We start from the raw sequence: 25480 nt of genomic DNA, 5'->3' as shown, positions 1-25480 counted from the left end.
TGATAGAATTTCAATGAGGTTTTATATTTTTAACATTCGGGTAAACTAGCGCTAGCCGATTTAACCTAATTTTGGAAGATTACTTTGATTATAAGACGTTACCTCGTCAAACAAGTGGTATCTACCTCTGTGGTTGTGATTTCATTGCTTACACTCATCATGTTGGGTGGGCGTTTGATCAAGTATTTTGGCGTGGCAGCTCAGGGTCGAATGGATGCAAGTATTTTATTTAGCATCATTGGCTACCGTCTTCCAGAATTTTTGACATTGATCTTACCTTTAGGTTTTTTCATTGGTCTCATGTTGGTGTTTGGCCGACTGTATGTAGATCATGAAATGGCGGTTCTCAATGGCAGTGGTGTTAGTCGTAATCAATTGGCTCGTTTATTGTTACCTCTCACAGCCATTTATTTGGCCATTCAAACGGTATTAATGGTATGGATGTCTCCATGGGGTATACGTGAATTTGAAAAGCTTACGACGACCCAAGCGGTTCGATCAGGCTTTGATTTGGTACGTCCAAAAGAGTTTATTTCCTCAGGTCCTTATACCATTTATGCTGGTGCACTTTCGGAAGATCGTAAAAACTTAAAAGAAATTTTCTTCTATCAGCGTGCAGATAAGCCTGAAAAACCTGACATCATGATTTTAGCGAAAGAAGCGACACGTGTTGAAATGGTCGGTGAAACAGCGAGTGTTGTTGATTTAACCCAAGGTCGTCGTTACGAAATTTATCAAGATAGTCCGAAATATAGTCATACCGAGTTTGCTTCATATCGTTTGCGTCTTGAAAGTGATAAAGAGGCGAAATTCGAAAGTGGTGATGTAGAAGCGTTACCAATTTCGAAGTTGATTGAAACTCGTGAAGACCCTGTAGTAGCCAGTGAATTGGGCTGGAGAATATTTGTGCCATTTACATTGATTGTGGCATTGATGTTAGCAACGGCATTGTCTGAGGTTACTCCACGCCAAGGACGATATTTAAAATTATTTCCTGCACTCTTAATTTTTGCCAGTTTGATTGTGGCATTAATGGCGATTAAAACCAGAATTAGTAAAGATGAGATTGGTATTTGGGCTTATCCCGCTATCTTGATTGTTTATGCAGTGGGTGCGGCGATTTTCTCGCGTAAACAAAAACTAGCGCCTAAGTTAAAAAAACGAATTGAGCAGGTGAAATCATAATGTTGGCACGTCGAATTGTCGCAAAACATGTGACGAAAACCACAGCGCTGGCGATGTTGGGTGCTACAGCGATTTTATCAGCCCTTCAAATTCTTTTTACCTATATGGGTGAATTAGGCAGCCTCAAAGAAGGGTATGGAGCTTGGCAAGCGCTTCTTCATGTTCTATGGGCTTCACCGCAATATTTATATGAAATTTTACCTATTTCAGCATTGATTGGTGCAGTGCTCGGTTTGGGTTCAATGGCTTCAAATAGTGAGCTGATTGTTATGCGCGCTTCAGGGATTAGCCTGTGGCGTATTGTGGGTTGGGTCATGCGCTCAGCAATGCTCTTGGTATTGCTTTCATTTTTACTCAGTGAATATGTTATTCCTTACACCAATGAGCGGGCGGAAAGTATTAAAGACCGTCGTTCTGTTGCTGAGCTTGGCGAAGTCAAAGGGTATTGGACTAGAGAAGGTCAACGATTTATTTATATTGACTATGCAAATGCGCAAGGGCAGTTACGTCAAGTTGAGATGATGGACTTTGATCAAGATTATCGTCTGAAGTCAGTCTTGACTGCGAATCAAGGTCAATTTGTACAAAATGGACAATGGTCTTTAATTGAAGCCAGTCAGATGGATATTTTTCCTGAAGGCTATTCGAGACTGATTCAAACTCCTCAGCAGGATGTTGCTTTAGCGCTTCAACCTAAATATGTTCATATGGTGACGATTGATCCTGAAGATTTAGCTCCAAGCCAATTGATCAGTTTTATGCGCTATATGGATGAATATAGTCAAGTTCCTAAAACGTATTTACTTGCATTCTGGCAAAAAGTGGCTTCGCCATTTGCATTGTTGGCACTCGTACTGATTGCTTGCTCTTTTATTTTTGGCCCTTTAAGGCAACAGTCTATGGGTTTTCGTTTAGTGATTGCGTTATTTGTAGGGCTTGGTTTTTACTACCTACAAGACTTCTTAGGGTACGCGAGTTTGGTGTATTCACCATCTCCCGCTTGGTTTGTTTTTCTGCCAATTGTGCTTATCTTTGCGGTAGGTAGCTATTTGCTATATCGAGCGCGCTAGAGAATTTTTAAATTGAAAAATAGATGGTCTAGATCAATCAAAGCCATCGTGTTCAGATAGAGTCTTAATGAAAAATTCGTTAAGATACGTTGATTAATTTGTAAACAGAAAAGAGTGTATATCATGACGGATGCAACTGCTGGCAAAATCCCTCACGTTTTAGTCATTATGGATGGTGTGGGTCATCGTGAAGCGGTCGAAGATAATGCTTTTCTTGCAGCGAAAACACCTAATTTAACTGCAATGAAACAGAATCATCCACATGGTCTGATTTCAGGTTCAGGTGAAGATGTTGGTCTTCCAGATGGCCAAATGGGGAATTCAGAAGTTGGTCATATGAATCTTGGTGCTGGACGCGTGTTGTATCAAGATTTCACTCGTATTACCAAAGATATCCGTACTGGTGATTTCTATAAACATGAAGTATTGGTTGATGCTGTAGAAAAAGCAAAAGAAAATCAAAAAGCAGTACATATTTTTGGATTGTTGTCTGAAGGTGGTGTTCACTCTCATGAAGACCATATTGTTGCTATGGCAGAGTTGGCACTAAAAAGAGGTGCTCAAGTCTATTTACATGCTTTTTTAGATGGTCGTGATACTCCGCCAAAAAGTGCACAGCCGTCTTTAGAGAAATTAGATGCACTATTTGCCCAATATCCAGGTCAGGGTCGAATTGCAACGATGATCGGTCGTTATTTCGCAATGGATCGTGACAATCGTTGGGATCGTGTCGAACAAGCATATCGTTTATTAACAGAAGGTGAGGCTGTTCGCGTAGTTGAGTCTGCTGTGGAAGGTCTCGAACAAGCGTATGCTGCTGAAGAGTCAGATGAGTTTGTGAAAGCAACACGTATTGGGGATGTAGCCGCAGTACAAGATGGCGATGCTGTTGTTTTTATGAATTTCCGTGCAGATCGTGCTCGCGAATTGACAAAAGCATTTGTTGAACAAGGCTTCGATGGTTTCGAGCGTAAAGTTGTGCCTCAGCTTGCGAAATTTGTCATGTTAACGCGCTATCAAGCGACAATTAATGCGCCGGTGGCATATATGCCAGAACCGTTGGTCAATTCAATTGGTGAATACCTGTCTAATTTAGGTAAAACTCAATTGCGTATCGCGGAAACTGAGAAATATGCCCATGTGACTTTCTTCTTCAGTGGTGGTCGTGAAGATGAGTATCCAGGTGAAAAACGTATTTTGATTCCATCACCAAATGTTGCAACCTATGATTTAAAACCAGAAATGAGTGCTTATGAAGTCACTGATGAGTTAGTGAATGCAATTAATTCAGGTGAATTTGACTTACTCGTTGTGAACTATGCAAACGGCGATATGGTTGGACATACAGGGGTATTCGATGCTGCCGTTAAAGCAGTAGAAGCAGTGGATGTCAGCTTAGGTCGTGTCTATGATGCAGTGATGGCGAAGAAAGGCCATATGTTGATCACTGCGGATCACGGTAATGTTGAACAAATGCAGGACTATGAAAGTGGTCAAGTCCATACTCAACATACAACTGAGCATGTGCCATTTATTTATGTAGGTCCAACTCAAGCAAAAATTGCAGAGGGTGGGGTGCTTGCAGACGTTGCACCGACATTATTGAATTTAATGCAGTTGCCTGTTCCTGCTGAAATGAAAGGTCGCAATTTAGTGACTTTAGTTTAAAAAATAAGAAGGAATTCAGTATGAATCCATTGTTATTCAAACTCATGTTAGGTCTAGCTTTAAGTTTGAATGGGGTTCATGCTTTCGCTGCTGGATCTAAGGGTCCAGCAGTTGATCCATTAGAAGAAGACTGGTCATCAAACAGTTCAGAAGTTCCGATTGAATCTATACAGCAGTTTGTTCAGATTTACGGTACAGTAAAAGAAAACTATGTCACTGAAGTCACTGACGATCAGTTATTTTTACAAGCGATCCAAGGTTTGGTGAGTGGGCTAGATCGTTACTCTCGCTATTTATCTCCAGAAGATTATCGCCAACTCCTCAAATATACCGAGGAGGATTTAGCGAGTATCGATTTTGATCTTAGCTTTGATACCTCACGAGGTTTATGGCAGATCGAAAATTTAGATCCCGATAGTGACTCGGCAAAATTAGGATTGGCCAACGGCGTTACACTTTACAAAATTGATGGACAAGAGCTTAGATTGTTAAACCAAGATCAAGTCAAAGACTTGCTCAGCGGCTCGATTGGATCAACCATCAGTTTACAAAGATCACCGAACTCATCTCCAATTATTTTAGTGAGAAATCAAAAACTAGATGTTGCCGATATACAAGCACATATGCTGAGTAATCAAGTTTTACTATTAAAGGTGAAAGTTTTTCAGCAAGATACTGCGAATGAAATAAAACGTTATATCGATGAGCATCATAGCCAACAACTCAAAGCTGTTTTAATAGATCTAAGAAATAATCCGGGTGGATTATTATCTTCTGCTGTGGAAACGGCAGATTTATTTTTAAATCAGGGTTTGATTGTATCTACACGTAGCCGTTCAGAAGGTGATCAACAATTCCAAGCTTTACCTGGACATGAATTTACAGGGCTTAAAGTCGGAGTATTGATTAATCAACGTTCGGCTTCTGCAGCAGAAGTATTTACGGCAGCAATGAAAGATCATCAACGCGCCGTAATCATTGGTGAAAAGAGTTATGGTAAAGGTGTTGTGCAAAAACTCTTTCCACTTGAAAATGGTGCGGCACTACAAATGACAGTATCTCATTACTTAACACCGAATGGTGTCGAGATTGATGGGCAAGGCATAGCCCCTAATATCGAATATCCTTGGCCGCAGGATATGAAGGAGGAGGTTTACCTCCAACACGCAGCCGATTTGTTGTTAAGAAGCCGTTAAATATCATCAATATCGGGGTGATGCTAAGTTATTCATCTTCAGTATCTAAACCAAATTTTTTTAAACGATATCGTAATGAGCGGAATGTCATTCCCAATTTTTTGGCGGCCAGGGTTCTGTTCCAATGCGTTGAGTTTAACGCATTAATTAAAACTTCCTTTTCTACTTTCTCAAGGTATTGCTCTAATCCCTCTTCGGGCAAACCTTTGGGTGTCTGAGAAGGTAAATCAGTAGTTGCTTCAATTGGACTATTTGGTTGTTGTGCTAAAGGTGGGGATGTTAAGCTTAATGAAGGGCTTTTTACATGCTCGACTGCGATGAGCTTATCATCGCAAAGTGTAAGTGCACGCTCGATGATATTTTTAAGTTCGCGTACATTCCCTGTAAATGGTTGTTGTTTAAGGAATTTTATCGCCTCTTGAGACAGTTGAGGGGCTTCAATACGCCATTCACTACTGATTTTATCAATAAAATGTTGAGCTAGAACGGGAATATCTTTGGGTCTATCGCGGAGTGGGGTAAGACGTAAATCCATCACATGAATTCTAAAAAATAGATCTTGTCTAAATTTGCCTTGCTGAACCAATTGCTCAAGATTTTGATGGCTTGCACTGACAATTCTAAAATCAACATCAAGCTCTTTATCACTGCCAATCGGACGTATTTTCTTTTCTTGAACTGCTCGTAGCAATTTAGCTTGCATGGCGAGTGAAAGCTCTGCAATTTCATCTAAAAATAATGTTCCACCGTCAGCTGTTTGAATTAACCCTTGTTTGTCTTGGTCAGCACCCACAAAACTGCCTTTGATATGACCAAATAATTCACTTTCCATCAGGTCTTCATTCATCGCACCACAATTGATCGCGACAAAGGCATGATCATGACGATTACTGAGTTGATGAATAAGATTCGCAACGATTTCTTTACCAGTCCCTGATTCACCTGTAATAAAGACGGGTGCTTGTGATCGAGCTATTTTTTTGATTGCTGTACGAAGCTGTTGAGTTTGTTCTGAGACACCAATCAGCAGTTGTTCCTCAAGTGGAAGCTGATTGAGATCATCATCCACTGCAGGGGTATGTAATGCTTTCTTAAGCAATTGATGCAAATGTTGTTGATTAATGGGCTTACTGACGAAATCGAAAGCGCCTGCTTTTAAAGCGGAGATTGCCAACTCCATATTGGCATAGGCGGTCAGTACCGCGATGGGCGTCTTCGGATAGTGCTGGGTGACGTATTTAACTAAATCGATGCCATTGCCATCTGGTAAATTGAAATCGGTGATACACGCATCGTATTTATATTCTCTTAGAAAATGTAGCGCTTGTTTCAAATGATGTGCCATATGCGTTTTAATGCCCATCCGAGAAAGGGTCATTTGCATCAACATACATAAATCAGGTTCATCATCGACTAAAAGTACTAAAGGTTGTTGCTTTACCATAACCTGATCTTATCCATCTAAACGTCTGTCTTATGGCATGTAATACGAAAACATGCACCTTGCTGTTCTTGCTCGATATAACTCAATTTTGCTTGGTTAGCTTCACAAATACTTTGTGATAAATATAATCCTAAACCAGTTCCATTGGTTTCAGTACTAAAAAATGGTTGAAATAATTGAGATAAATCATGTTGTTGGATGCCTTTGCCAAAATCGATAACATCAATAAAAATTTGATTTTCTGAATGACTACTTCTGACAAAAATGTATTCTGCGGTCGGATCGTTATGTCGAATAGCATTACGAATTAAATTAATCAGAACTTGTCGCAGTTGGATTTCATCAAAATAAACTTCAAGATTAGCTTCAAGCTGTAATTGAATATGAGAACTGATATCTGCTAAATCTTGGTGAATAAGATCATGCATAAACTGTTCAAAATGAATTAGTACACCAGCAGTTTTTTTATTCTTTGCCATATCCAATGTGTCTTTGACAATTTTATCAATACGTTTTGCTTGCTTGGCAATCATTTGATTGAGCATACGTTTTTGTTCTTCATCCGAATCATCATTAAGTTCATTAGCTTGTACGATTGCCGCTAAAGGATTACGTATTTCATGTGCAATACTGGCTGATAATTGACCAAGAGAAGCTAATTTCATTTGTTGAACTTTCTGATTAAGCTTTTGCGCATCTTCCAAAATTAATAGCGTGAGCGCTTGTTGAGGTGTAACCAGTTTTTGAATGCGAATATCAACCGTATAGGATGATTGATGCGATTCAAATTGAAAGCGCTCTCCATGAGCAACTAATGTATTTTTGAGAATTTCATAGAGATCTGGTTGAAAATTTGCAAGATTATATTGTTCATGAGCATAGAGTGGCGAAATACCGAGTAGGGAACATGCAGCAGGATTGCAGACGATAATTTTACAGTGATCATCTAAGACCAGATAACCAACTTCGATTTGCTCAAGAATATAACGATTAATATTTTGTAATTTAAAGAGTTCGTTAGCTTGATGTATATTGACCGATTCGAGTACTTGAAATCGTTGTATTGATACTTGACCAATGCCATGAACCACAAAAAATAAAAAAGCAAGAAAGGCACTGTCACCAATATTATTTAGACTTTCAATGGAGAACAAACTACCAAAAAACTGTTGATATACGACCCCAATCACCGCGACCAATGTGATGAATAAGGCTTGGTTTTTACTGAGTAAAAAATTTGCTGCAAAGACGGAAATGACAAACAATAACCCAATTGCGATATTGGGACCACCGAGTGCAAAAGTAAGGGTATTTAGAAAGAGCAGGTCAACTGCAAATAAGGTGATAATTTGTTTAGAAATGGCTTGTGGTAAGTATTTTAAAACGATCGTTTGTACGATGCTGCTTGCAACATAAAGGAGTAAAGCGTAAAAATAGATTGATTCATATTGATAAAAATAACGTTCAGAATCAATCGTCAGTAGGAATATGAGCGTTAAGCTTAGGGCGATAATGACACGATAACTTGAATATAGTGTTCCAAGACGGTAGATCGTTTGGTAAATAGAAATTGAAGCAGCAGACGTCATTGGAATACTCAGATCAAATTAAGGCTTAATCAAACCATAACGAATTGCCAAATGAGTCAGTTTGACATCACTATCGATTCCTAATTTTTCAAATATACGATACCGATAAGTATTCACTGTTTTTACGCTAACGAAAAGTTTGTCTGAAATTTCTTGGGCACTAATACAATTCACAACCATCATCGCGACTTGCATTTCACGTTCAGAAAGTGCGTCAAAAGGAGAGGTTTGTGTATCAGATAAATAAGAACTCGCAAGCTGTTCAGCAATATCTGCACTGAAGTATTTACCACCTTGCATGACTTTATTAATTGCACGCACCATTTCTGTGATCGGAGCTCCCTTCGTGATATAACCACGAGCCCCCGCTTTTAACAGTAGTGATGGATAGGGTTCTTCCGCTAGGCCACTGACGGCGAGAACTTTGGTGTCAGGTGCTGTTTGTAATAAACGGCGAGTGGTTTCTACGCCACCGATACCAGGCATATTCACATCGAGCAAGACGACATTAGGGTGGTGTTGACGAACAAGACTAATGGCTTCTTCACCGGACTCTGCTTGACCAATGACTTGAATATCTGCTTGATCTTCAAGCATACGACAAATACCTGTACGAACTAACTCATGGTCATCTACCACTAATACCGTGATCACAAACACCTCCTCTGAAATCTATTCTTACTTTTTTGTTACATGATGCAAAAATTGCTTGCATTGGACTAACAAAAATAGCAATGCTATTCCTAATCTTTACTAAAATACTGTGCATAATCACGTGGTTTAATATTAATCACGTTTGTACCTAAATGTAAGTCATATTTGAGGTGATTAGCAATGATGCAAAATGCCTCCGTAAGATGAGTAAGTTATCGTGAAAAAACAGAAATTAACGCTAATGCATGTGCTGACTACATCAGTACTACTCTCTATGAGCTCATTGAGCTTTGCAGAATTAATTAATCATGCTAATTCTGCACCGGGGCAGGCGAGCATCAGTTGGTCATCTGAAGATGCAAGCCAATTCTTAAATAATGATAGTCTCAAAGCTTCTACTTCCTCTTCAGAAGAGTATACCCCTCAAGCAACAACCACGATTACAACAACAATTCGTAAATCTACAGGCCCTGCGACCTCAACATCACCAACCTCTCAGATTCTTGATAACAGTCGCTATAGTAATCAACCTTCTGTGAACGCGCGTGCAGCATTGGTCATGGATGCAAATACGGGTGAGGTCTTATTTAGTAAGAACACGAATACTGTTCTACCGATTGCGTCTGTTACAAAATTAATGACAGCTGTTGTGATCGCAGATGCACAATTAAATATGTCTGAAAATATTACGCTGCAAAGCATTGATTTTGCAGGTGCGGGTGGTAAAAACTCAAGCTCGACATTGCGTGTAGGTGACACAATGAATCGTGCTGAAGCCTTATTATTCGCTTTAATGAAATCTGAAAACCCTGCAGCTGCGGCTTTGGCTCGAACATATCCAGGAGGTCGTGCGGCTTTCGTCTCTGCTATGAATAATAAAGCACGTGCCTTAGGGATGCATTCATCTAAATTTACTGAGTCTACAGGTCTAGATCCTCGCAATGTTGCTTCTGCGCGGGACTTGGGCATCTTGGTGAGTACCGCATCACAGTACGGTCTTATTCGTCAATTTTCTACGACGCCAACCTATGATTTTAACCTCGGTTATCGTGTGTTGAAATCGAACAATACGAACTCTCTCGTTCGTAACGGTGGCTGGAATATTAACATTTCAAAGACGGGATTTATTAATGAGGCTGGGCGTTGTGTGGTGATGCATACGACTTTGAATAATCGTCCAGCTGTAGTTGTGCTTTTAGGAGCAAGCAATACTCAAGCTCGTAATGATGATGCTGTTCGCTTAATGCGTTGGACCAGTCAGTTACCACGTGCGATCTAGACCATAAATAAAAAACCCTGCAGATGCAGGGTTTTTTATGATGCAATCTTACATATTAGACAAAATTGAATCGCGTACTTGATCCATCGTTGCATCTATTGAAAGCATGACTGCATCAGAACACTGTTTGATAGCAGTATCAGGATCTTTAAGACCATTACCTGTTACAGTACAAACAATGACTGAGCCTTCAGCAATTTTGCCCGCTTTAATATCGCGGATTGCACCACCAATCGAAGCTGCAGAAGCAGGCTCAACAAATACACCTTCATACATAGAAAGCAAACGTTGAGCTTCTAAGATTTCAGCATCTGTTAATTCATCAAACCAACCTTGAGAGTCACGTACTACCGCTTTCGCATGGTTCCAGCTTTGTGGGTTACCAATACGGATTGCTGTTGCAACAGTTTCAGGGTTTTGAACAGGTGCACCACGTAAGAATGGTGCTGCGCCAGAAGCTTGATAGCCAACCATCGTCGGTAAACCTTCAGGTTTAGGACCAGTGAACTGATCAGTTTCAGCATCATAAATTACTTGCTCAAATTGATCCGCAGGTTGGTTTGCAACAGCTTCAGTATAACCCATCCAGTGTGCAGTGATGTTACCTGCGTTCCCTACTGGTAAGCAGTGATAGTCAGGTGCACGACCTAATTCATCAACGATTTCGTATGCAATCGTTTTTTGACCTTGCAAACGGTAAGGGTTGATTGAGTTTACGATAGTTACAGGTGCTTGGTCAGCAACTTCTTTAACAAGGCGCATACCGTCATCGAAGTTACCACGAATTTGCATTGTGATCGCACCATACATCATTGCTTGAGCCATTTTACCCATTGCAATTTTGCCTTCTGGAATTAAAACAAATGCTTTAATACCAGCGCGAGCAGCATAAGCGGCAGCGGCAGCAGAGGTATTACCTGTAGATGCACAGATAATCGCTTTAGAGCCTTCTTCAACAGCTTTAGTGACTGCCATGGTCATACCACGGTCTTTAAATGAACCAGTCGGGTTTAAGCCTTCGTACTTCACATAAATTTCAACATTTTTGCCAATTAAACGTGGAATATTCGCAAGCTTAATCAGTGGTGTATTACCTTCGCCTAGGGAGATTGCACGAGTAGTTGCAGACACTGGTAAACGGTCGCGATAACGGTCAACTAAACCAGTGTAACGATTGGCATTAGACATGATGATGTTCCAATTGTGTGTAGAGCTGGAGAGGGCAGCAGTACCCTCTACCCGAGATGATTAATTATCAAGCGATTCTAAACGAATTCGTACAATTTCGCCATGGATGACGGGTAATGCTTGAATTTGTGAAAGCGCTTCATCCATTTTTGATTCAACAATAGGATCTGTCAGAATCACGATAGGAATAAGGTCTTTTAAGCGAGGTTGCTGCATAATGGCATCAATACTGATTCCTGCACGACTCAAGATCGTAGTAACTTCAGCAAGTACGCCTGTTTGATCTTCAGCATTAATACGGATGTAGTAACCCGTTGTCATTTCTTCACGACTTAGAATTGGTAAGTCTGTGAGTGCTTCAAATGCTAATTGTGGAATAGTTCCAGCACCGTCTTCAGTATAAGAAATGTCACGAACGATATCGACAACGTCAGCGACTACGGCAGAAGCAGTTGGACCAGCACCAGCACCAGCACCATAATATAAAGTTGGGCCGACTGCGTTCGCTTGTACGAGAACAGCATTTTTAACGCCGTTTACATTTGCGATCAACTGGTCATCTGGAATGAGCGTTGGGTGAACACGTAGTTCAATGCCTTTTTCTGCACGACGTGCAATACCTAAATGCTTAATACGGAAGCCAAGATCTTCGGCGTACTTCACATCTTGAGCAGTAACTTTGCCTATTCCTTCAGTAAAAACTTTATCAAATTGAAGTGGAATACCAAATGCACAAGATGCAAGAATGGTTAACTTGTGAGCAGCATCAATCCCTTCTACATCAAAAGTTGGATCTGCTTCAGCATAGCCAAGTTCTTGCGCTTCTTTCAAAACGTCCGCAAAAGCACGTCCTTTTTCACGCATTTCACTTAGGATAAAGTTGCCTGTACCATTAATGATGCCTGCAAGCCACTCGATTTTATTGGCAGCTAAGCCTTCACGAATTACTTTGATAATTGGAATACCGCCAGCAACAGCTGCTTCATAGGCGATCTGCACAGCATTGTCTTCAGCAAGTTTAAATAATTCGTTACCATGTTCAGCTAAAAGCGCCTTATTGGCAGTGACAACTTGTTTGCCATGAACAATTGCTTCTTTGATGACTTCATAAGCAGGGTGAATACCACCCATGACTTCAACAACAACATCAACATCAGGTTGACGAACGATATCAAGAAGGTCGGCACTTTGTTTAACTGAGTCTGGAAGATTTAAATCTGGGCGAGGGCGACGAGTACCCACATAAGTAATTTGAATTTCACGACCGGTGCGACGTCTAATTTCAGCAGCGTTTTCTTGTAATAGTTTAAGGGCACCACCACCTACGGTTCCTAGACCGAGTATTGCCAGACGAACTGGTTTCACGTCACACTCCAAAAAATATGTAAAATTTTATTGAACCTAGATCATAGCTAAAAAAAGAGGCAGACTCTAGGGTCAATCGAGTTAAATATTGATGTATAAAAAGCAGTAATTTATCTCATAAATATTAGTTATTTAAGCTACTTAGTATTTCATCTGCTGTCATGTATCCACCAAGATAAACACCTTCTGAGCTGTAAATTGCAGGCGTTCCATTGACACCCATTTTTAAACCCATTTGGTACTGATCTTTAACAGGATTTTCACAGTTGGTATTGTTTAATTGTTGACCTGCAATAGCTTGATCAAATGCAGTTTTACGATTTTTACTACACCAGACACTTTCCATTGCTGGGAAATACTGTTCTCCACGTGGCCACGCGATATAACGAACTTCAATTCCTTTAGAATTGATTTCATCCATATGTTCATGCAATTTATGGCAGTAAGGGCAGCTGATATCTGTAAAAACGTAAACGATATGTTTGGTTTTAGATTTAGCTGGATAAATAATGAGATCTTCAGCTTTTAACTGGCTTAGTAACCCTTTACTCAATGCCGACTGGAAGGATTGTCCAATATCTTCAACTTTTTTATTACCTAAACGTAGTAAATCACCTTGGAAAATATATTGACCATCTGCAGTAGTGTATACCGCAGTCATACCCTCTAAATTGACCCAGTAAAGATTTGGTACTTCGGTTGGTTTAATATCGATAATTTTGGCATTGATATTTGCGGTTTTAAAATTTTTCTCTAACTTTTGAATCAAGCGTTGTTGCGCATTTCGCTCAGTTAAATTTGATGCTTGGCCGGTTGCTGGAGCAGTTGCCGTTAAAGTACCATCTGATTTTTGTGTGTCTTCAGATTTGGAGCATGCACTCATAAAAAGCGTCGTTGCAAGGGTAGAAGCGAATAAAATTTTCGAACGGGTAAATAACATAAACAACCCTTTTAAAGTTTTCAGCATTATTTTTACTGCGCTAAGCATAACAAAAAATATTCTCAAATCGTAAATTATAGCTCAGTGCTACAAAATTCAGATCGATGACTTAGCCACGGGGATGATGCTGAGCATGAAGCTGTTGCATGCGAATTTGTGCAACATGCGTATAAATTTGTGTTGTCGATAAATCACTATGCCCGAGGAGCATTTGTACCACTCGGAGATCTGCACCGTGATTGAGCAGGTGAGTTGCAAAAGCATGTCTTAATGTATGGGGGGATAGCTCTGTCGCTATACCTGCTTGGAGGGCATAACGTTTGATGGCATACCAAAAGTTTTGACGGCTCATAATCCCGCCATGTTGGGTCAGAAATAAGTAATCTGTAGCACTTTTATAGAGTTGTGGACGAGCTTCTGCTAAATATTTTTCAATCCATTCCACAGCAATTTGCCCCAAAGGAACTAAACGTTCTTTATTTCCCTTGCCCAAGATTCGCAAAAAACCCTGATTGAGATTGATGTGATCTATTCTTAAATTAATCAGTTCGCTCACGCGTAAACCACAAGCATAAAGGACTTCAAACATCGTGCGATCACGCAAGCCTAACGCTGTGTTTGTATCTGGTGCTTGAATGAGTGATTCAACATCTTGCTCAGATAAATCTTTAGGTAACGCTCGTCCTAACTTGGGTGTTTTATGTGCGGCTATAGGATTATCTGTTCTTAAATTTTGCTCTCTTAAAAATTTATAGAAAGACCGAAGTGCCGATAAAGTGCGAGCAATTGATCGAGGACTTTTCCCTTGTTTGGTGAGCTCAATCAGTACATCTGAAATATCATCATGTGACCATAAGGTCATGGGGCTGGTTAACAGAGTACTGCATTGGACTAAATCTGTGAGATAGGCATTTCGGGTGTGTGGGCTAACAGACTGAGCGATTAAATAATCTCGAAATCCGTGTAAGAACGAAAGTTGTTCTGGAATTTGAATGGGTGCAGGAACTCGAGGTTTCTTATTAATCATAGGGATATTCGATTGGGAAATTCGATTGATTTAATTGAGATTATCTAATGTAGTGTAATTTTCTATGCATGTCGATGTGTTATAAGAAGATGCGAATCATTCTTGATGAGAGTGCGGTAATAATTCTCATTTGTATGTATACTGTTCAAAATTTTTTAGGGTTAGGTACGGTGCGTTTATCTGATTTGAAAGTCAAACAATCTGCCATCATTACGCAAGTGCATCGCACTGTAGATGGTACTTCTACAGATATGGTGGCAAGTCGTTTAGAAACGCTAGGATTTGTTTCCGGAACTAAAGTACAAGTCATTACGAAAGGACTGTTTGGCGGTGATCCAATTCTCATTCAAGTGGGTTTTACTCGCTTTGCCTTAAGAAAAAATGAAGCACAAAAAATTGAAATAGAAGGAGTGTCGGCATGAGCGATGCGTTGCGTGTTGCCCTTGTTGGTAATCCTAACTGTGGTAAAACTTCATTATTCAATCATTTGACTGGAACACGCCAAAAAGTAGGTAACTATGCAGGTGTAACCGTTGAGCGAAAAATTGGTCACTTCACGCTAAACTCAGGTAAAGCGGTTCGTGTTTTAGACTTGCCAGGAACGTATAGTTTAGACGCAACTAGTCCAGATGAAGAAATCACCCGTGATGTTGTTTATGGGAAAATTGCGGAAGAAGGTCATCAAGATGCATTTTTATGCGTTGTTGATGCAACCAATCTGAAGTTGCACCTTGGTTTAGTTTTGGAGTTGATCCAATTGGGTCGTCCAATGCTACTCGTACTTAACATGATGGATGAAGCTCGTCGTCGTGGAATGCAAATAAACACCCAAAAGCTTTCTGAGCGCTTAGGCATTCCAGTTGTAGAAACGGTTGCTGTGCGTCGCTCAGGTATTGAAAACCTGATGAATGCGCTAGATCATGGCAAATATGCTGTTCCTCAAACTGAGCTGACAGGTTTGAAAGGATCTGATCACGACAAAGTTGAAGCGATTGTCAAAGATGCCGTTCAATTTGTTGAATTTGATGATAAACGTTCAGTTTTTCTCGATAAAATCTTTCTGCACCCAGTACTTGGTCTATTCAGTTTAGCGGTGATGATGTTCATCATTTTCCAAGCAGTTTTTGCTTGGGCGGCACCCTTCATGGATGGTATTGAGACGTTCTTTGGCTGGTTGGGTGAAGTCGTTGGTGAGAATATTGCACATCCATTACTCAATAGTTTAGTGGTTGATGGAATTATCGCGGGTGCAGGTGGTGTAGTTGTCTTTTTGCCTCAGATTCTCATCTTATTCTTCTTTATCTTGGTGCTTGAAGAATCAGGTTATTTACCCCGAGCGGCATTCTTACTTGATAAGTTGATGTATAAAGCAGGTCTTTCGGGACGTGCATTTATTCCATTACTGTCGAGTTTTGCGTGTGCAATTCCTGGAATCATGGCATCACGGACTATTAGTGATCCAAGAGACCGTTTGACCACGATCTTTGTTGCGCCATTGATGACTTGTTCAGCTCGTTTACCCGTCTATGCGTTGTTGATTGCAGCTTTTGTGCCTTCTCAAACGGTTTGGGGACTATTTAACCTTCAAGGTTTAGTGCTGTTCGGTCTATATATGGCAGGGATTGTGAGTGCACTGATCGTATCGTTTGTGTTGAAGTTTTTCCAAAAAGATAAATCTCAACATATGTTATTGATGGAACTTCCAAGCTATCGTTTTCCAGATTTGAAAAACGTGTGGATTGGCTTGCTTGATCGAGCAAAAATCTTTTTGAAGCGAGTCGGTGGAATCATCTTTGCGCTTTCTATTTTATTATGGTTCTTGTGCACATTCCCACAACCACCAGAGGGTGCAACATTACCTGCGATTGATTATTCATTTGCGGGGATGTTAGGTCATTTGATGCAACCAATCTTTGCGCCATTAGGCTTTAATTGGCAGATTTGTATTGCTTTAATTCCAGCCATGGCTGCGCGTGAAGTTGTCGTTGCTGCTTTAGGCACCGTGTATGCTTTGTCTGCTGTTGATGAGGATGCGATGTCGGAAGGCTTGGCATCACTGATTAGTAGTGGTGGGGATTTGGGCTGGTCTTTAGCAACAGGATTATCACTTTTGGTCTGGTTCATTTATGCACCACATTGTTTGGCGACATTAGCGACAGTGAAACGCGAAACAGGTTCTTGGAAGACAGTTGGCTTTATGACCGTCTATTTATTTGGTTTAGCGTATTTTATGTCGTTTTTAACCTATCAAGTCGCGACCAGCGTGTTAGCTTAAATCTGAAGAGTTGAGGAGACTGAGATGATTGAAATTCTAATTATTACGGCATTGGTCCTTTGGAGTGCATTGGTCGTGTTCAAAAAGGTTTTTCCACAGACGTCAAATTCAGCCTTTATGAAACTGTCAGATGCCACGGAAAGAAAAGGGTGGAAGGCACTATCAAAGTGGCTTAAACCCAAAATGACTGCTGGTTGTGGCGGAAATTGCGCTTGTCCTGTTTCAGACAAGGAAACACCCAAGTTAAACCCTCAAGCTGTGAAATGGAAGTAGTTTACTTCAATAAAAGAACCGCCTAAATTGGCGGTTTTTTTACGCATGGACACAAAATAATGTCAAGATTATGAAATCAAAAAAAGCATTCAAAGCAGCAAAGTGCTAACATTTCGGCAGTTTCTAATTAGACTAAAATATGGGGCAGAAATGTTAATACAGCGTGGTGGATTAAAAGTTGTCGCAGGACTCGGAATTTCGGGTGTTGCTGCGGTAAATTTTCTACATGAAAAAGGCTATCACGTTGCAGTAACAGATTCGAGGACCTCTCCACCTGGACATGATCAAATTCCACCTGAAGTCCAAACTAGCTTTGGGAAATTTGACGAAGAAATGTTGTTGTCTGCTGAGGAAATTATTATCAGTCCAGGGCTTGATCCTAAACTGCCAGTGATTCAAACAGCGCTTGCACAAGGCATTCCTGTTGTCAGTGAAATTCAAATTTTAAGACGTGCGACTGAAAAGCCTATTGTTGCAATAACAGGTTCTAATGCAAAAAGTACAGTGACCACCTTGATCGGCTTAATGGCGAAAGATGCAGGCAAAAAAGTCGCTGTAGGGGGGAATTTAGGACGTCCAGCCTTAGATTTAACCAAAGATGATCCAGAGCTATATATCTTAGAACTATCCAGTTTCCAATTAGAAACTACATCGAACTTAAATGCTGAAGTTGCTGTCGTCTTAAATATGAGCGAAGACCATCTCGATCGTCATGGCGATATGATGGGATATCACACGGCCAAACATCGTATTTTTCAAGGTGTCAAGAAAGTGGTCTTCAATCGTGATGACTCTTTGACACGTCCCTTAGTACCTGATGCAACGCCAATGCAGAGTTTTGGGCTCAATGCACCAGATATGAATCAGTATGGTGTACTCAGAGATACTGATGGCACGATGTGGCTAGCAAGGGGGCGTGAACGTTTATTGAAAAGTTCTGAGATGTATATTCAAGGGACACACAATGTCGCAAATGCACTTGCGTGTTTAGCTTTAGGTGAAGCGATAGGTCTACCATTAGAGGTCATGCTGGAAACTTTGAAAACCTTCAAGGGGTTGGAACATCGCTGCGAATTTGTCAAAGAAGTGCAAGGTGTTCGTTATTATAACGACTCAAAAGGTACAAATATTGGGGCAACCTTAGCAGCATTAGACGGCTTAGGTGCGGCGATCGCAGGACAGAAAGCTAAAGTTGCCATCATTTTAGGTGGTCAAGGTAAAGGGCAAGATTTTACTGCTTTAAGAAAATCATTAACGGAATTTGCAAAACTCGCGGTACTCATTGGTGAAGATGCGCCAGTGATTGAACAAGCAATTCAAGGCACAACCACAATTCTTCACGCTACATCATTAGAAGAAGCAGTAAAATTATGTCAAGCAAATACACAGCAACATGATGTGGTATTGCTTTCGCCGGCATGTGCAAGTTTTGATATGTTTACTGGCTATCCACAACGCGGACATCAATTTGTTGCTTGTGTGAATGCGCTGCACGAAGAACAATAAGGACGAAGATATGGCTGAGTCAGCTCAGACAACGATTGATAAAGTGAATAAAATTTACCAACGTTGGTTACCACGTATTCCAAGTGAAATTACATCAAGGAATGTTCTAATTTTTTGTGTGATTGCACTGCTCTGTATTGGAACGGTGATGGTTGGTTCAGCTTCTATGCCTTACGCAGAAAGATTGCATGAAAATCCATTCCACTATGTCATCCGCCATGCCATATCCATCGTGGTTGCGTTTGTCGCAGCAATTTTGGTTTATCGTGTTTCGTTAAATACCTGGTTTAATAACACATTTCCGTTATGGATGATGACTATGGCATTGCTTGTCGCGGTGTTATTAGTCGGTTCGGAAGTGAACGGTTCGACGCGTTGGATTCGAATCGCAGGATTTACCTTCCAGCCTACTGAAGCTGCGAAAGTGATGATGGCTATTTTTACTGCAGATTATGTTGTCCGTCGGGCAGAAGAAGTGCGGAATAATGTGAAAGGGCTGGCACGATTAGCAACAGTAATGCTATGTACAGTTGGTTTGATTATTGCTGAACCTGACTTAGGTGCAACGGTAGTGGTTGCCTTAACGATGTTAGGGGTGTTCTTTCTTGCAGGTGCGCCACTAATCCAGTTTGGTATTGCATTGGGTGCCATTATCATGGCATTTGTAGTGCTGGTTGTGTTCGAGCCTTATCGTTTCGAGCGTTTAATGTCTTTTACCAATCCATGGGCAGATCCTTTAGGTTCTGGTTATCAGCTTTCAAATGCGCTTATGGCCTTTGGACGTGGTGAGTGGTTAGGGGTAGGCTTAGGCCATAGTATTCAAAAAATGTCTTATCTCCCTGAGGCGCATACGGACTTTATGTTGGCTATTTTGGCAGAAGAGTTCGGTTTCATGGGCATTACGGTTGTTCTCGCACTGTCATTTCTTATGGTGGGTGCGTGTATTCGAATTGGGCATCGTGCCATTCAACATCAATTCTTGAGAGCGGGTTATTTGGCTTACGGGATTAGCATTATTTTTGTTCTGCAAATTATGGTAAATGCTGGCATGAATATGGGGCTGCTCCCAACAAAAGGTTTAACTTTACCATTTATTAGTTATGGTGGTTCATCTCTGATTATGTGTGCTGTCATGGTCAGTTTAATGCTGAAAATTGAAGCAACAACCCAAGAAAAGAATCAGGCCAAGGAAGTATCTAGCTTTTAAAATACACGATTGTATCTTAAGCATTCAAATCTGATGATGGTGGAGTACTATTTTGCTGCAACACCATCGTTGGCATATGTGTGCCACAGTTTAAACAGGTGACTTGACCAGATTTGGGTTTTGATAGTGGAATCAATGGAATAAAAAATAAAGAAAAATAATTGCGTTGTTGTTTAATTTCGTAATTGCTATATGTACGACAGACTGGGCATAGAAATTGCCCTTTTTCCGTTTTGAGGGTTTTAGGTCCTACCCCAAAAATAAAAAACATAATGAACTCCTGATTAATCTATCTAAATGGAATTCAAAAACATTTTCAGCGGAATAACAAGCATGATTCTGTATGGACACTATTCAAAAACACCTTGTATGGTGGTGCCAACTGGAATTTTCTTACGATCCCATTGTTGAATTGCCTGTAGAAGCATGCGATTTGGTTGATCTAGATCAACTGGATCTTGTCCTAATGCGTGAATAGCTTTGTTCAAGAGTTGGGGGGCTTGGGTGAGATCAAGTGCTACAGCTAAATTTTGCTTAGAAAGCTTTGTACCATCTTTATTCATTGCTAGGGGCAAATGCATATACTGAAGTTCAGGGTAGCCCAATAATCGCCCTAACCAAATTTGTCGTTCAGTGTTATCCAGCAAATCAGCACCACGCACAACATGAGTCATTCCTTGTAGATAATCATCCACAACCACGGCGAGCTGATAATTAATAATACCGTCGCGACGTTTAAGAACAAAATCTCCTAATTCATTGGTCAAATTAGAGCAATGCTGACCTTGTAAAAGATCCTCAAAACAAATCAACTCGTCTGATGTTTTAACCCGAATGGCTTGTTGATCGTGTGGTAGTTTTAAATCGCGGCAAGTACCGCTATAGATATGATTAGAGCCTAAGATTTTGCGTGTACATTGGCAGGCATAGGTGAGGTCACGTTGTTGAAGATCATTTAAGACAGATTCATAGATGTTTAAACGGTCTTTTTGAAAGATAATTTCGTCATCAAACTCGAAACCGAAAGCTTCAATACATGACAATATATGTTCTTCACTACCAGGATATATGCGAGGGATGTCTGTATCTTCAATTCGTACAACCCATTTGCCTGCATGAGATCTTGCTTCACAATAGCTTGCAACAGCTGTAATGAGTGATCCAAAATGAAGAGGGCCGGTTGGCGATGGCGCAAACCGACCCACATAAGCCATCCTGTTGTCCTCCTCCTTTATCAAAGGAGGGGTTAGGGAAGGATTATTAAATAACATGATTAACCGTTATTTTGTTTCTCTTTAATTTCAGCTAAAGTTTTGCAATCAATGCAAAGCGTCGCTGTTGGACGAGCCTCTAAACGACGCAAGCCAATTTCGATCCCACAGGTTTCACAGAAACCATAGTCATCATTTTTGATTGCTTCGATAGATTGTTCAATTTTGCGAATTAACTTGCGTTCACGGTCACGAGTACGAAGCTCAATCGCAAACTCTTCTTCTTGCGTTGCACGGTCATTTACATCAGGCAATGCAGTATTTTCATCTTGCATTGTATTTAATGTTCGATCCACTTCTGACATTAACTCGTCTTTCCATGCCAATAAAATTTGACGGAAATGCTCAAGTTGACCTTCAGACATGTATTCTTCATTTTTTTTCGGCTGATAAGGCTCGATGCCAAATAGACTCGCTGTAGTACCGCCTTCGGAAGTCTTTGGCTTGGTCTTACGCACGCGTTTTACTTTTTCAGTAACTACGTTGTTTTCTTCCAAGACTTGATTTTGGTTGTCATTCGCCATAAAGGGCATTCCTCATCATATGCGTGTTTGCGTACGCAAAAAATATGGTGATATGCAAGTGTTTTTATCGCTTCCGATAGATTGTTGCTATCGGGGGCGTCATCATATAGATTTTTTATCAAAGATGAAAGCTATGAATATCTGTTTTGGACTGTTCAGATTCCATTCGGACAGATAACTTAATCCAAAACACTTTAAAAGAAAAGCTAATAACCTGAAATTTCTTTATTAATATTTTGCGCGAAATTTTGTAGGCGATGAACACGTGTTTCAAAGCTACCGTCAGTTTTCAGTAGTAGGCTGCGATAGCCTGGTGCAAGGTCATCAAAGGCAAAATCTTCAGTCTTTGGTTTAAACTGAACGGAGGTGGAGGGCGTTGATAAAAATTGAATATTTTTCCAAACATTCAACGAATCTTGGTGCACATGTCCAAAGATCACTGCTTGAATGTGTTGATACTCTGCCATGATCTGGGTCAATTGATCTGAATTTTTTAAGATGTGTCGATCAATCCACTTGGACTTCATTTCAAGTGGGTGATGATGACACGCCAAAATGACAGGGTGCTGCTGTGTTTCCTGAAGAATCATTGATAAATGATTCAATTGTTCTGCTTTAATCCAACCATCTACTTTGTGGGGCACAGCACTATTTAATAGGACGATTTTCCACGTTTCGAAAGTTAACACGGCCGGTATAGGATCAGGCGCTGCAAAAGGAAAATATTCGGCATCATCATGATTCCCTGGAATTTGATAAAACGGAATATTCAAATTTTTCATGAAACTCAAATATCGGTGATAAGTTGCCTCATGTGGTACCTGTGCCAAGTCACCTGTATGAATAATCGCATCAATGTCTTGATAGCGATTTAAAATATCATTGATCACTGCATGAAAACTTTGTTCAGGATTTATCTGAACAAACGGCGTGTCAGGATGATCCATGAGATGAGTATCGGTAATTTGGATAATGAGCTGATCATTTTTATTCTGTTTGATTAAAGGCGTCATAAATTACCTCAGCGCTATAGAGGTAGTGGCAATGTGCTGTTTGAGCCATTGCAGAGCCATGATGACAGGTGCATTACACAATCGTTTGGATGCCAATAATTGTTCAAGATCTGAATAAGCTAAGATATGCAGTTGGATATTCTCACCTTCATCTGGCATACCATGAATACCGCCTTGCTCAGGAAGATCTGCTTCTGCAACATACAAATGAAAAACTTCATCGCACGCACCAGCAGAAGGGTAGAAGGTAAATAAATGTTCCAGATTACGAATTTCACAACCAGATTCTTCTAAACTCTCACGCTGAATGCATGTTTCAGGTGATTCATCGCCATCTAATACGCCTGCAATGATTTCTAGTTGCCATGGGGAGATAGGATCATCGATTGCACCAATTCGGAATTGTTCAATCAGTGCAAAGCGCTTGAGTGCATCATTGTAGATGAGTACACCAGCAGCTTCTTTTCGATGCACTAATTCACGATGAATTGTTGGGGTATAAGTATTCTCACCAAATAAACGATGTGTGATGCTCACTTTCTCTATACGAATGAATCCTTGATAAAGGGATTCGCGAGAATGGACCTTAAAATCTTTATTATTGTAAGTAGCTTTTTCAAGAATTTTCATTCGTATACGTTAGGACAAAAATTTATTTCATCCTAACTGAGATTGCATTAAAGAAAAACAGGTTTTTTAATTTTTACAGCTTCTGATACAACTTTTGTCCTTGCTTATGATACTCATTTTTCATGGCGTTGAGACCTGATTCAATCTCTTGATTTAACTTGAGATCTAGGTTGTCAGACTGCTGATTTTGAGCGTATTCACGCACATTTTGGGTAATCTTCATTGAGCAAAATTTAGGTCCACACATCGAACAGAAATGCGCTGATTTATGTGCCTCTTTCGGCATGGTTTCATCATGCATACTACGTGCCGTATCAGGATCTAAACTTAAATTAAATTGATCTTCCCAACGAAACTCAAAACGTGCTTTTGAAAGCGCATTATCACGGACTTGAGCACCTGGGTGTCCTTTGGCGAGGTCTGCAGCATGTGCTGCAATTTTATAGGTGATAATGCCATCTTTGACGTCCTTTTTATTGGGTAGACCTAAATGCTCTTTAGGTGTTACGTAACAAAGCATCGCTGTTCCATACCAACCGATCATGGCTGCACCAATTGCTGAAGTAATATGATCATAACCAGGTGCAATATCTGTTGTTAATGGTCCTAATGTATAAAAAGGTGCTTCTTTGCAAACCTCAAGTTGTAAATCCATATTTTCTTTAATCATATGCATAGGAACATGACCAGGACCTTCAATCATGACTTGCACATCGTGTTTCCAAGCTCGATGGGTTAATTCTCCTAATGTACGCAGTTCGGAAAATTGGGCTTCGTCATTGGCATCTTGAATGCACCCAGGGCGTAAACCATCACCTAAGCTGAATGAGACATCATAGGCTTTCATGATCTCGCAGATTTCATCAAAATGGGTGTATAAGAAATTTTCTTTATGATGTGCAAGACACCACTGTGCCATGATTGAACCGCCGCGTGAAACGATGCCCGTTAAGCGATTGGCTGTGAGAGGAACATAGCGTAATAAAACACCAGCATGAATCGTGAAGTAATCAACCCCTTGCTCAGCTTGTTCGATTAAAGTGTCTTTAAAAATTTCCCATGTAAGGTCTTCTGCGATCCCATCCACCTTTTCTAATGCTTGATAAATCGGAACAGTTCCAATAGGTACAGGAGAATTTCGAATAATCCACTCGCGTGTTTCGTGAATATTTTTACCTGTAGACAAATCCATGATAGTGTCAGCACCCCAACGTGTTGCCCATGTCATTTTTGCCACTTCTTCATCAATGGATGAACCCAGTGCTGAGTTGCCAATATTGGCATTGATTTTCACTAGGAAATTTCGTCCGATAATCATCGGTTCGAGTTCAGGATGATTGATATTGGCAGGAATAATGGCACGACCTGCAGCGACTTCTTGGCGTACAAATTCGGGTGTAATTTCTAATAAATTTTTTGCACCAAAGTTTTGACCAACATGTTGGCGAGTATCCACACCTTCGCGCTGTTTTTGGTTTTCTCGAATCGCAATGTATTCCATTTCAGGCGTGATAATACCCTGCTTAGCATAATGCATTTGCGTAACGTTATGTCCTGGTTTAGCTCGACGAGGTTTCTGGATATGTGCGAAACGAATGCCAGCTGTACGAATATCTTGAAGACGTTCTCGCCCAAATTTTGAGCTTAATGTCGCGAGTTGTTCTGTATCTGCGCGCTCTTCAAGCCATGTATCTCTGAGGTTTGGTAGGCCTCGATTTAAATCAATTTGAATCTCAGGGTCGGTATAAACACCTGAAGTGTCATACACCATGATGGCAGGATTATACTCACCGCCTAAGCCCGTTGGTGTATCGGAGAGTGCAATTTCACGCATGGGTACGCGAATATCTGGACGAGAACCTTGAACATAGACTTTTTTTGACGCTGGTAAAATGCGGGTGAGATCTTGAGCATCTTGCTCATGTTGAGCAGAGAGATCTGTATTTGAAAGATTCGTTAATTGGTTCATTGCAATGATCCTTATGAATGACATCAACGAATCAAGCACGACCAAAAACGGTGGCGGAATTATCCTGAATGAATAACCTAGAACAAAGTTTTTAGATGGCTTGATTCCTACGCAGGTATTAACCTGATCAGGTTCAACGGTACTCACCATCAAAACAATGTTTTAGGTGATCTCAGCGAGTTATTACTCGCGCTCCGTCAAGCGATG

Annotated in this window: 23 protein-coding genes and 1 riboswitch; of the genes, 10 read left to right on the top strand and 13 right to left on the bottom strand. The window is 40.5% G+C overall.

The window, feature by feature from the left end; all coding sequences use genetic code 11:
• The first annotated feature begins 84 nt into the window (after positions 1-84).
• The 4 genes from lptF to AC1M84_RS07750 all read left to right on the top strand — a co-directional run bounded on the left by lptF (position 85) and on the right by AC1M84_RS07750 (position 5119).
• Positions 85-1185, top strand: coding sequence for an LPS export ABC transporter permease LptF (gene lptF, locus AC1M84_RS07765; RefSeq protein WP_035263893.1), 1101 nt, complete (start codon positions 85-87; stop codon positions 1183-1185).
• Positions 1185-2255, top strand: coding sequence for an LPS export ABC transporter permease LptG (gene lptG, locus AC1M84_RS07760; protein WP_481593226.1), 1071 nt, complete (start codon positions 1185-1187; stop codon positions 2253-2255). Before lptF ends, lptG begins: the two co-directional genes overlap by 1 nt.
• Positions 2256-2378: 123 nt before the next feature.
• Positions 2379-3923, top strand: coding sequence for a 2,3-bisphosphoglycerate-independent phosphoglycerate mutase (gene gpmI / locus AC1M84_RS07755; protein ID WP_035263895.1), 1545 nt, complete (start codon positions 2379-2381; stop codon positions 3921-3923).
• 20 nt (positions 3924-3943) lie between these two features.
• A complete protein-coding gene (locus AC1M84_RS07750) occupies positions 3944-5119 on the top strand; it encodes a S41 family peptidase (protein ID WP_228143113.1) in 1176 nt (391 codons plus the stop codon).
• A gap of 28 nt (positions 5120-5147) precedes the next feature.
• Here AC1M84_RS07750 and AC1M84_RS07745 read toward each other — a convergent pair whose 3' ends face one another.
• The 3 genes from AC1M84_RS07745 to gacA are packed head-to-tail and all read right to left on the bottom strand — an operon-like array spanning position 5148 to position 8806.
• Positions 5148-6563, bottom strand: coding sequence for a sigma-54-dependent transcriptional regulator (locus tag AC1M84_RS07745; RefSeq protein WP_481593227.1), 1416 nt, complete (start codon positions 6561-6563; stop codon positions 5148-5150).
• Positions 6564-6580: 17 nt separating this feature from the next.
• A complete protein-coding gene (locus AC1M84_RS07740; RefSeq protein ID WP_481593228.1) occupies positions 6581-8152 on the bottom strand; it encodes a sensor histidine kinase in 1572 nt (523 codons plus the stop codon).
• A gap of 18 nt (positions 8153-8170) precedes the next feature.
• Complete coding sequence (gene gacA, locus AC1M84_RS07735) at positions 8171-8806, bottom strand: response regulator transcription factor GacA (RefSeq protein ID WP_092767334.1); 636 nt, start codon at positions 8804-8806, stop codon at positions 8171-8173.
• 217 nt (positions 8807-9023) lie between these two features.
• Here gacA and AC1M84_RS07730 point away from each other — a divergent pair, with 217 nt between their 5' ends.
• Positions 9024-10085, top strand: a complete 1062-nt coding sequence (locus tag AC1M84_RS07730) for a serine hydrolase (protein ID WP_481593229.1) — start codon at positions 9024-9026, stop codon at positions 10083-10085.
• 48 nt (positions 10086-10133) lie between these two features.
• On the opposite strand, the gene thrC is transcribed toward AC1M84_RS07730, so the two are convergent.
• From thrC to xerD, 4 genes are all read right to left on the bottom strand, one after another.
• Positions 10134-11273, bottom strand: a complete 1140-nt coding sequence (gene thrC / locus AC1M84_RS07725) for a threonine synthase (RefSeq protein WP_092767330.1) — start codon at positions 11271-11273, stop codon at positions 10134-10136.
• Between the two features lie 60 nt (positions 11274-11333).
• Entirely contained in the window at positions 11334-12638 is a 1305-nt protein-coding gene (locus tag AC1M84_RS07720) for a homoserine dehydrogenase (protein ID WP_035263907.1), read from the bottom strand.
• Between the two features lie 124 nt (positions 12639-12762).
• Positions 12763-13578, bottom strand: a complete 816-nt coding sequence (locus AC1M84_RS07715) for a DsbC family protein (RefSeq protein WP_481593230.1) — start codon at positions 13576-13578, stop codon at positions 12763-12765.
• Between the two features lie 109 nt (positions 13579-13687).
• Positions 13688-14605 (bottom strand): site-specific tyrosine recombinase XerD, encoded by a 918-nt coding sequence (gene xerD, locus AC1M84_RS07710; protein WP_092767326.1) that lies wholly within the window; start codon positions 14603-14605, stop codon positions 13688-13690.
• 170 nt (positions 14606-14775) lie between these two features.
• On the opposite strand from xerD, the gene AC1M84_RS07705 reads away from it, so the two are divergent.
• The 5 genes from AC1M84_RS07705 (at position 14776) to ftsW (ending at position 19866) form a co-directional block, all read left to right on the top strand.
• Positions 14776-15027, top strand: coding sequence for a FeoA family protein (locus AC1M84_RS07705; RefSeq protein ID WP_092767423.1), 252 nt, complete (start codon positions 14776-14778; stop codon positions 15025-15027).
• On the top strand, positions 15024-16880 hold the full coding sequence (feoB, locus tag AC1M84_RS07700) for a ferrous iron transport protein B (RefSeq protein WP_092767324.1): 1857 nt from the start codon (positions 15024-15026) through the stop codon (positions 16878-16880). The genes AC1M84_RS07705 and feoB overlap by 4 nt, the downstream gene beginning before the upstream one ends.
• Before the next feature lie 24 nt (positions 16881-16904).
• Positions 16905-17153 (top strand): DUF6587 family protein, encoded by a 249-nt coding sequence (locus tag AC1M84_RS07695; protein ID WP_481589173.1) that lies wholly within the window; start codon positions 16905-16907, stop codon positions 17151-17153.
• Positions 17154-17303: 150 nt separating this feature from the next.
• Complete coding sequence (murD, locus tag AC1M84_RS07690) at positions 17304-18659, top strand: UDP-N-acetylmuramoyl-L-alanine--D-glutamate ligase (protein WP_481594778.1); 1356 nt, start codon at positions 17304-17306, stop codon at positions 18657-18659.
• A gap of 10 nt (positions 18660-18669) precedes the next feature.
• Positions 18670-19866 carry a putative lipid II flippase FtsW gene (ftsW, locus tag AC1M84_RS07685; protein WP_035263915.1) on the top strand — a complete coding sequence of 399 codons (1197 nt, stop codon included), beginning with the start codon at positions 18670-18672 and terminating at the stop codon, positions 19864-19866.
• Positions 19867-19882: 16 nt separating this feature from the next.
• Here the strand turns inward: ftsW and AC1M84_RS07680 are convergent, their stop codons facing one another.
• The 6 genes from AC1M84_RS07680 to thiC form a co-directional block, all read right to left on the bottom strand.
• The gene (locus AC1M84_RS07680; RefSeq protein WP_481593234.1) at positions 19883-20137 is read right to left on the bottom strand and encodes a zinc-ribbon domain-containing protein; all 255 of its coding nucleotides are present in this window, start codon (positions 20135-20137) and stop codon (positions 19883-19885) included.
• A gap of 79 nt (positions 20138-20216) precedes the next feature.
• Entirely contained in the window at positions 20217-21080 is an 864-nt protein-coding gene (gene gluQRS, locus AC1M84_RS07675; protein WP_481594777.1) for a tRNA glutamyl-Q(34) synthetase GluQRS, read from the bottom strand.
• 59 nt (positions 21081-21139) lie between these two features.
• The gene (gene dksA, locus AC1M84_RS07670; RefSeq protein WP_481593236.1) at positions 21140-21661 is read right to left on the bottom strand and encodes an RNA polymerase-binding protein DksA; all 522 of its coding nucleotides are present in this window, start codon (positions 21659-21661) and stop codon (positions 21140-21142) included.
• 206 nt (positions 21662-21867) lie between these two features.
• On the bottom strand, positions 21868-22674 hold the full coding sequence (cpdA, locus tag AC1M84_RS07665; RefSeq protein WP_481589169.1) for a 3',5'-cyclic-AMP phosphodiesterase: 807 nt from the start codon (positions 22672-22674) through the stop codon (positions 21868-21870).
• Between the two features lie 3 nt (positions 22675-22677).
• Positions 22678-23304: an NUDIX domain-containing protein gene (locus AC1M84_RS07660; protein ID WP_481589168.1), complete on the bottom strand. Its 627-nt coding sequence runs from the start codon at positions 23302-23304 to the stop codon at positions 22678-22680.
• 73 nt (positions 23305-23377) lie between these two features.
• Positions 23378-25273: a phosphomethylpyrimidine synthase ThiC gene (gene thiC / locus AC1M84_RS07655; RefSeq protein ID WP_481594776.1), complete on the bottom strand. Its 1896-nt coding sequence runs from the start codon at positions 25271-25273 to the stop codon at positions 23378-23380.
• Between the two features lie 87 nt (positions 25274-25360).
• Positions 25361-25480, bottom strand: a riboswitch (TPP riboswitch).

Source organism: Acinetobacter sp. 24-47-66 (assembly GCF_056779755.1).
Note: the sequence above shows the minus strand (reverse complement) of the source record. Positions and strands in the feature narration are given on the sequence as shown.